This window comes from Hydrogenophaga sp. (genome assembly GCF_019264445.1).
Taxonomy (GTDB): domain Bacteria; phylum Pseudomonadota; class Gammaproteobacteria; order Burkholderiales; family Burkholderiaceae_C; genus Hydrogenophaga.
In genome coordinates this window covers 1-8,267 of the sequence record NZ_JAHVAB010000019.1, presented here as the reverse complement: position 1 = coordinate 8,267, position 8,267 = coordinate 1, and the positions used below count along the sequence as shown (strand labels likewise).

At 68.8% G+C, this 8,267-nt stretch carries 5 protein-coding genes and 1 pseudogene; 5 read left to right on the top strand and 1 reads right to left on the bottom strand.

Annotation, left to right across the window (positions count from 1 at the left end; genetic code table 11):
- The 5 genes and pseudogenes from KXJ60_RS02270 to aqpZ all read left to right on the top strand — a co-directional run.
- Positions 1–387, top strand: a pseudogene (locus KXJ60_RS02270) (UPF0104 family protein); the annotation flags it as partial.
- Positions 388–533: 146 nt separating this feature from the next.
- Positions 534–1,805, top strand: a complete 1,272-nt coding sequence (locus KXJ60_RS02265) for an efflux RND transporter periplasmic adaptor subunit (protein WP_291123786.1) — start codon at positions 534–536, stop codon at positions 1,803–1,805.
- 77 nt (positions 1,806–1,882) lie between these two features.
- Positions 1,883–5,047 (top strand): efflux RND transporter permease subunit, encoded by a 3,165-nt coding sequence (locus tag KXJ60_RS02260; protein WP_291123785.1) that lies wholly within the window; start codon positions 1,883–1,885, stop codon positions 5,045–5,047.
- A complete protein-coding gene (locus tag KXJ60_RS02255; RefSeq protein ID WP_291123784.1) occupies positions 5,047–6,510 on the top strand; it encodes an efflux transporter outer membrane subunit in 1,464 nt (487 codons plus the stop codon). The genes KXJ60_RS02260 and KXJ60_RS02255 overlap by 1 nt, the downstream gene beginning before the upstream one ends.
- 64 nt (positions 6,511–6,574) lie before the next feature.
- Positions 6,575–7,282, top strand: a complete 708-nt coding sequence (gene aqpZ, locus KXJ60_RS02250; protein ID WP_291123783.1) for an aquaporin Z — start codon at positions 6,575–6,577, stop codon at positions 7,280–7,282.
- A gap of 23 nt (positions 7,283–7,305) precedes the next feature.
- Here aqpZ and KXJ60_RS02245 read toward each other — a convergent pair whose 3' ends face one another.
- Positions 7,306–8,070, bottom strand: a complete 765-nt coding sequence (locus KXJ60_RS02245) for an SDR family oxidoreductase (RefSeq protein WP_291123782.1) — start codon at positions 8,068–8,070, stop codon at positions 7,306–7,308.
- Positions 8,071–8,267: the final 197 nt, after the last annotated feature.

The window sequence follows — 8,267 nt, the reverse complement described above, 5'->3', positions numbered from 1 at the left end:
CCCCCGCGCACGCTGCGCTGGCGCACGCATGCGCTGGCACTCCCCGATGGCCGGCTCGCGGTGATACAGGCGCTCATGGGGGGTGCCAGCTGGTGCCTCATGGGCGCCATCGTCTGGGTGCTGTTCGCCGGGCGGGTCGATTACCCCACGGTGCTGGGCGCCCTGCTCATGGCGGCGGTGGCCGGGGTCATCACGCACGTGCCCGCCGGCCTGGGCGTGCTGGAGGCGGTGTTCGTGGCCACCCTGAGCGGGCGGGTGAATGCCACCGAGGTGCTGGCGGCTGTGCTGGCCTACCGCGCGGCCTACTACCTGCTGCCGCTGGCCCTGGCGCTGCCGGCTTATGCCCTGAGCGAAGTGGCGGCGCGGCGCAATGCCAGCGCAAAATGATGCGGTTTGTCTCGGAACTTAGGTATTTCCGGGGCCTCTCAATCCGCTGACATCACCAATATGTTCGCATGCGCACAATAGCGGGCGGCGGAAAGCCCGCCCCACATGCGCGCCCCCGTGCGCGCCCACCCAAGCCTGTTCATCCCATGCCCCTGATCTCCGCCTCTTCCGATGTTCCCAGACGGCTGCTGGCCGGGTCTGCGCTCGTTGTTGCGCTCGCGCTGGCCGCTTGCGGTGGCGAAAAGCCGCCCGCCGCCAAGCCGCCACCACCACCGGTGGGCTTCCTCACGGTGGTGCCGCAGACGCAGGGGCTGGACACGCAACTGCCCGGGCGCACCCGGGCTTCGCAGAGCGCCGAGGTGCGACCCCAGGTCTCGGGCATCCTGCAGAAGCGCCTGTTCACCGAGGGCGGCATGGTCAAGGCCGGCCAGCCGCTGTACCAGATTGACGCCCGCTCGCTGGAGGCCGCTGCCAAGAGCGCAGAAGCCGCGCTGGCCAAGGCAAGGGCCACCGCACAGACGGCGCGCACCAATGCAGAGCGCAACGCCGAGCTGGTGAAGATCGACGCGATCAGCCGCCAGGTGTTTGACGAAAGCCAGGCGCAGGTGGCGCAGTCGGCGGCCGATGTGGCCGTGGCGCAGGCCGCGCTGGAAAACGCCCGCATCAACCTGCAATACAGCCGCATCCTCGCGCCCATCAGCGGGCAGACCGACCTCTCGGTGGTGCTGCCCGGTTCGCTCGTCACCGCCAACCAGGCGCAGGCGCTCACCACCATCAGCCAGCTCGACCCGATGTACGTGGATATCACGCAGTCCAGCTCGGAGTTGCTGGAGCTGCGGCGCCAGTGGCAGGCGGGGGCGTTTGGCAAGGTGGAGGCCAGCGGCGCCCAGGTGCGGCTCGCGCTGGAAGACGGCAGCGCTTACCCGCACGCGGGCAAGCTGCAGTTCACCGGCGCCACCGTGAGCCAGACCACGGGTGCCATCACGCTGCGCGCGGTGTTCCCCAACCCCGACCGCCTGCTCATGCCCGGCATGTACGTGCGCGCGCGCCTGGCCACCGGCGAAGCGAGCGACGCGATCGTCGTGCCGCAGCAGGCGCTGCAGCGCGACCCTGCGGGCAAGCCCAGCGTGCAGATCCTCAATGCGGACAACAAGATCGAGAAGCGGCCCGTGCAGCTGGGCCAGGCCCTGGGCTCGCGCTGGCTGGTGCTCGATGGCCTCAAGCCCGGTGAGCGGGTGATGGTCGAGGGCTTCCAGAAAGCGCGCGTGGGCCAGGTCGTCACGCCCGTGGCCATGCGCATGGAAGGCAACCGCGTGGTCGAGGTGCAGCCCGCTGCGGGTGCGGCGCCGGGTGGTGCACCCGGTTCAGGTGCAGGCGGGCAGAAGCCCCCGGCCGGCAACGCCCCACCCAAGCCCTGAGCGCGGTTGCAGGGCCACACCTCGACCCCGGCTGACCCTGACACCCATCGAGCCCACCGGACACCACACGCTGCAACATGGCCTATTTCTTCATTCACCGTCCCGTCTTCGCCTGGGTGCTGTCCATCGTGGTCATGCTCGCCGGGGCGATGTCGATCTTCACACTGCCGCTGGAGCAGTACCCCGACATCGCACCACCGCGCGTGTCGATCAACACCACCTACACCGGTGCCTCCGCCGAAACCGTGGCCGACTCGGTCACGCAGGTGATCGAACAGCAGCTCAAGGGCATCGACAACGTGCTCTACATGAGCTCGACCAGCGACTCCGCCGGCCGCTCGCGCACCCAGCTCACCTTTGCGCCGGGCACCAACATCGACGTGGCCCAGGTGCAGGTGCAGAACAAGCTGCAGACCGCCCTGAACCGCCTGCCTGAAGCCGTGAAGAGCCGCGGCGTGTTCGTGAACAAGGGTGGTCAGGACAACCTGATGACCTATGTCTTCACCTCGCCCGACCCCACGGTCACGCAGGTGGCCATTGGCGACTACATCACCAGCAACGTGGTGGACGTGATCTCGCGCATCGACGGCGTGGGTGACGTGACGGTGTTCGGCACCAGCTACGCCATGCGCATCTGGATGGACCCGGGCAAGCTGGAGCAGTTCGCGCTCATGCCCTCGGACCTCATCTCGGCGCTGAACTCGCAGAACGCCCAGGTGTCGGCCGGCCAGCTCGGTGCGCTGCCGGCGGTGAAGGACCAGATGCTCAACGCCACCATCACGGCGCGCACCAAGCTCAAGACGGTGGAAGAGTTTGAAGCCATCGTGCTCAAGGCAGCGGCGGACGGCTCGCTCGTCACCATGGGCGACGTGGCCCGCGTGGAGCTGGACGCGGACAACCTCACCGTGAAATCGCGCCTGAACAACCGCCCCGGCGCGGGCCTGGGCGTGGTGCTGGCCGATGGCGCCAACGCCATGGCCGTGGCCAACGCCGTCAACGCCAAGATGGCCGAGCTCGCGCCCTTTTTCCCGGATGGCATCACCGGCGTCATCAGCTCGGACACCACGCCTTATGTGCGCGCGTCCATCAAGGAAGTGGCCATCACGCTGGTGGAGGCGATGCTGCTGGTGGTGATCGTGATGTATGTGTTCCTGCAGAACCTGCGCGCCACGCTCATCCCGGCCATTGCCGTGCCGGTGGTGCTGCTGGGCACCTTCGGGGTGCTGTCGGCGCTGGGCTATTCCATCAACATGCTCACCATGTTTGCCATGGTGCTGGCCATTGGCCTGCTGGTGGACGACGCGATCGTGGTGGTGGAAAACGTGGAGCGCGTGATGCACCAGGAGGGCCTGCCCGCGAAGGAGGCCACCATCAAGTCGATGGCGGAAATCACGCCGGCGCTGGTGGGCATTGGCCTCACGCTCTCTGCCGTGTTCATTCCCATGGCGTTTTTCTCGGGCTCGGTGGGCGTGATCTACCGGCAGTTCTCGGTGGCGATTGTGTCGGCCATGGCGTTCTCGGTGCTGGTGGCGCTCACGCTCACGCCCGCGCTGTGTGCCACGCTGCTCAAGCCCACCAACCACCTGCACGGCGAGCCGCGCAAGGGCCTGCTGGGCTGGTTCGACCGCTTCTTCCAGGGCTTCAACAAGGGCTTTGACCGCAATGCCACGCGCTACCAGGGCGTGGTGGGCCAGCTGCTGGTGCGCAGCAAGCGCGTGATGCTGGTGTTCGCGCTGCTCATCGGCGGCGTGGTGCTGCTGTTCCAGAAGCTGCCCACCTCCTTCCTGCCGGTGGAGGACCAGGGCTTCATCACCGCCAGCGTGACGCTGCCCGCCGGCTCGTCGGACGCGCAGCTCGAAGTGGTGCTGCAGGACATCACCCGCTACTTCACGGCCCAGCCCGATGTGCTGCGCGTGAACTCGCTCGCGGGCAACAGCGGCAACCAGAGCGCGGGCACGATCTTCGTGCGCCTCAAGCCGTGGGACGACCGCCCCAACGCCGAGCAGAGCGCCGAGTTCATTGCCCGCAAGGCCACGCGCGACCTCTCCCGCATCCGCGCGGCGCGCATCTTCGTGTCCCTGCCGCCGGCCGTGCGCGGCCTGGGCTCGGACGCTGGCGTGAACTTCATGCTCAAGGACATCAACGGCCTGGGCAACGACGCGCTGCGCGCCGCCAAGGACCGCGTGATCCAGCTCGCCAGCGAACGGCCCGAGCTGGCCAACATGCGCACCACCGACTTCGACGTCACATCCGAGCTGAAGGTGGTGATCGACGACCGCAAGGCCGCTGCGCTGGGCGTGTCCACCAACGACATCAACAACGTGCTCTCCAGCGCGGTGGGCGGCGCCTACGTGAACGACTTCGTGCACAACGGGCGCGTCAAGCGCGTCTATGTGCAGGGCGACGCGCCCTACCGCATGCTGCCGCAGGACATCGGGCAGTGGACGGTGCGCAACCGCAACGGGGAGATGGTGCCGCTCGCAGCCTTCACCTCCACCACCTGGACAAGCAGCGCGCCCCAGCTGCTGCGCTACAACGGCTCACCCGCCATGGAAATGGTGGCCAGCACCGGCGCGGGCGTGAGCTCGGGCGATGCCATGCGCGCGGTCGAGGCCATCATGGCCCAGATGCCGGTGGGCATTGGCTACGAGTGGACCGGCGCGTCGCTGCAGGAGCGGCAGTCGGGCGCGCAGGCGCCGCTGCTCTACGCCATTTCCATCCTCTTTGTGTTCCTGTGCCTGGCCGCGCTGTACGAGAGCTGGAGCGTGCCGTTCTCGGTGATCCTGGCCGTGCCGCTGGGGGTGGTCGGCGCCTTGCTGGCCACGTACTTGCGGGGCATGTCCAACGACGTGTACTTCCAGGTGGGCCTGCTCACCACGGTGGGGCTCGCGTCGAAGAACGCCATCCTGATCGTGGAGTTTGCAGTGCAGCTCATGGAGCAGGGCAAGAGCGTGTTTGACGCCACGCTGGAAGCGGTGCGCCGCCGGCTGCGCCCCATTCTCATGACCTCGCTGGCCTTTGGTTTTGGCGTGTTGCCGCTCGCCCTGGGCACCGGCCCGGGCGCGGCCAGCCGCCAGGCCATCGGCACCGCCGTGCTCGGCGGTACCGTGCTCTCCACCTTGCTCGGCCTGTTCTTCGTGCCCGTGTTCTTCCTGCTGGTGCGCAGCTGGGTCCAGCGCCGGCAGAACAAGAAAACGCCGCCCGCACCCGTGGCCCCGCTGTCGCCCCAAGGAGACGCCTGATGTTCCGAGCGAATGCTCCCTTCCAGCGGGCCGTGCTTGTGGGCGCGGTGGCTGTTGTGTTGTCGGCCTGCGCGCAGATGCCTGCCGCCAAGCCCGATGTGCAGGGCGTGGTGGCCCCCACGCTGGGCCAGCCGCTTGCGGTGGTCGAAGCCAGCCCGGTTGCGCTGCAGACCACGCAGCGCGTGACCTGGGTGCAGCACCCGGGGCTGCGCCAGTCGATCGCGCAGGCGCTCACCCACAACCGTGACCTGCGCGTGGCCCTGGCCAACATCGAGCGCGCCCGCGCGCAGTACGGCATCACCAGCGCGGCACAGCTGCCCACCGTGGCCGCCACCGCGCAGGGCAGCCGCACCCGCACCGCCGCGGACCTCTCCAGCACCGGCCGGCCGGTCATCACCACCCAGTACACTGCGCAGCTGGCCGTCACCAGCTTCGAGCTGGACCTGTGGGGCCGCGTGCGCAACCTCAACGAGGCGGCGCTGCAGCAGTTCCTGCAGTCCGAAGAGAACCAGCGCAACGTGCTTATCACGCTGGTGGCCGACGTGACCAACGCTTGGCTGAACCTCGCGGCCAACCAGGCCCGGCTCACGCTGGCGCGCGACACCCTCACCAGCCGCGAGAAGGCGTACCAGCTCACCGAGCGCATCCAGCAACTCGGTGGCACCTCGGGCCTGGTGCTGGCGCAGAACCGCATCACTGTAGAAACCGCGCGCGGCGACGTCGCGGCCTTCACCGCGCAGGTCGCCAAAGACCGCAACGCCCTCGAAGCGCTGGTGGGCAGCGGCCTGAACACCGAGTGGCTGCCGACCGCCGACACCCTGCGCAACGACGCCACCGCGCCAGCGGCCCTGCTGGTGCTGCCGGCCGAGCTGCCTTCGAGCCTGCTGCTCTCGCGACCCGATGTGCGCGCCTCGGAGTTCAACCTGCAGGCGCTTTCCGCCAACGTGGCCGCTGCGCGCGCTGCGCTGTTTCCCACCATCAGCCTGAGCACCAGCATCGGCACCGGCAGCCGCGAGCTGGACAGCCTCTTTGGCAGCGGCAACGGCACCTGGAGCTTCGTGCCGCAGATCCGCTGGCCCATCTTTGATGGCGGCAGCGCCCGCGCGGCGGTGGACGTGGCACAGGCCAACCGCGACATCGCGGTGGCGCAATACGAAAAAGCCATCCAGACCGCGTTCCGCGAGGCGTCCGACGCGCTGGCCGAGCGCGCCCAGTGGCAGGACCGCCTGGCCGCGCAGCAGGCCGTGGTGGACGCCAACGCGCGCGCCTTCCAGCTGTCGGACGCGCGCTTCAGCGCGGGCGTGGACAACTACCTCACGGTGCTCGATGCGCAGCGCAGCCTGTACGCGGCCCAACAAGCGCTGATCGCCCTGCGGCAGGCGGAGCAGGCCAACCGCGTGGCGCTGTGGAAGGTGCTGGGCGGCAACCTGGCTGCAGACAGCGGAATGTCAAGCCAACGTTAATTCGCTTGCGGCGGTTGCGGCGCCTGCGTATCTTCCCGTGCCTCTCGACTCGAAAGGCGCGTGCATGGCACACAGCAACCTCAAAAAGTGGTCCGCCGAATTCCTCGGCACGTTCTGGCTCACGTTCGGCGGCTGCGGCAGCGCGGTGCTGGCCGCCGCCTTCCCGCAGCTCGGCATCGGCTTCACTGGCGTGTCGCTGGCCTTCGGGCTGACGGTGCTCACCGGTGCCTATGCGTTCGGGCCGATTTCTGGCGGGCACTTCAATCCCGCGGTGTCGCTCGGGCTGGCCATCGGCGGGCGCTTTCGGGCCGCTGAATTGCCCGGCTACGTGATCGCGCAGGTGCTGGGCGCGGTGGCCGCTGCCGGGGTGCTGTACTTGGTGGCTACGGGCAAGCCAGGGGCCGAGGTGGGTGGCTTCGCCACCAACGGCTACGGCGCGCACTCGCCTGGCGGTTATGGCCTCATGGCCGCGCTCACCATCGAAGTGGTGCTCACGGCGGTATTCCTGCTCGTCATCCTGGGTGCCACTGCCCGCCGGGCCGCCGGCGGCTTTGGTGGCCTGGCCATCGGCCTGTGCCTCACGCTGATCCACCTCATCTCGATCCCGGTGACCAACACCTCGGTGAACCCGGCGCGCAGCACCGGCCCCGCGCTGTTTGGCCCCTCCATCGCGCTGGAGCAGCTGTGGCTGTTCTGGCTGGCGCCGCTGGTGGGCGCGGCCCTGGGCGCGCTGATCTGGCGCGCCTTGCTGGCCGATGACGACGAAGGCTGAGCGGCCGCCTGGCGGCGCTGCCCTCAGCCCCGGCCCACGAAGGGCATCTTGCTGGCCATCACCGTCATGTTGAGCACGTTGGTCGACAGCGGCAGGCCCGCCATGTAGCGCACGGCTTCGGCCACATGCTGCACGTCCATCATGGGTTCGGTGGCCATGGTGCCGTTGGCCTGGCGCACGCCCTGCGTCATGCGCGCCGACAGCTCGGTGAGCGCGTTGCCGATGTCGATCTGGCCACAGGCAATGTCGTGCTCACGCCCGTCGAGCGCGATGGTCTTGGTGAGCCCGAGCACGGCGTGTTTGCTGGCGGTGTAGGGGCAGCTGAACGGGCGCGGCGCGTGGGCCGAGATCGAGCCGTTGTTGATGATGCGACCGCCCTTGGGGTTCTGCCGGCGCATCAGCGCGAAGGCCGCCCGCGCGCAGAGAAACACGCCCGTCACGTTGGTGTCGATCACGTCCTTCCAGCGCTCCACCGGCAGCTCGTCCATCGACACGGCGGGCGCGTTCACGCCCGCGTTGTTGAAGAGCACGTCCAGCCGGCCAAAGCGCTTCTCGATGCTGTCGAACAGGGCTTGCACGCTGTGCTCGTCGCGCACGTCGGCCGGCAGGGCCAGGGCGTGCTGGCCGGCGGCTTGCGCGGTGGCCACCACGGCCGCCAGTGGCTCGGGCCGGCGCCCGGTGAGCACGACGTGGTAGCCGTCCTGCAGCAGACCGAGCGCCACGGCGCGGCCAATGCCGCTGCCGGCGCCGGTGACCAGTGCGACCTTGGGAGAAGGGGAAGAAGCCATGGCAGTGCCTTGTGAAGGGTGGGTGAAAAAGAGCGCCCATGTTAGGCGCACGGGTCCGTGCGCGCTGTCGCCGCTGCGCTGCCGCAGCGAGTGGGGTAGGCTTCGTGCATGAACCAGTTCAGCTTCGAATTTGATGCGCCTGCCGCACCCGCACCCGCACCCGCCCCCGCCCCCGCCACCGCCGTGCCCGCCACCCC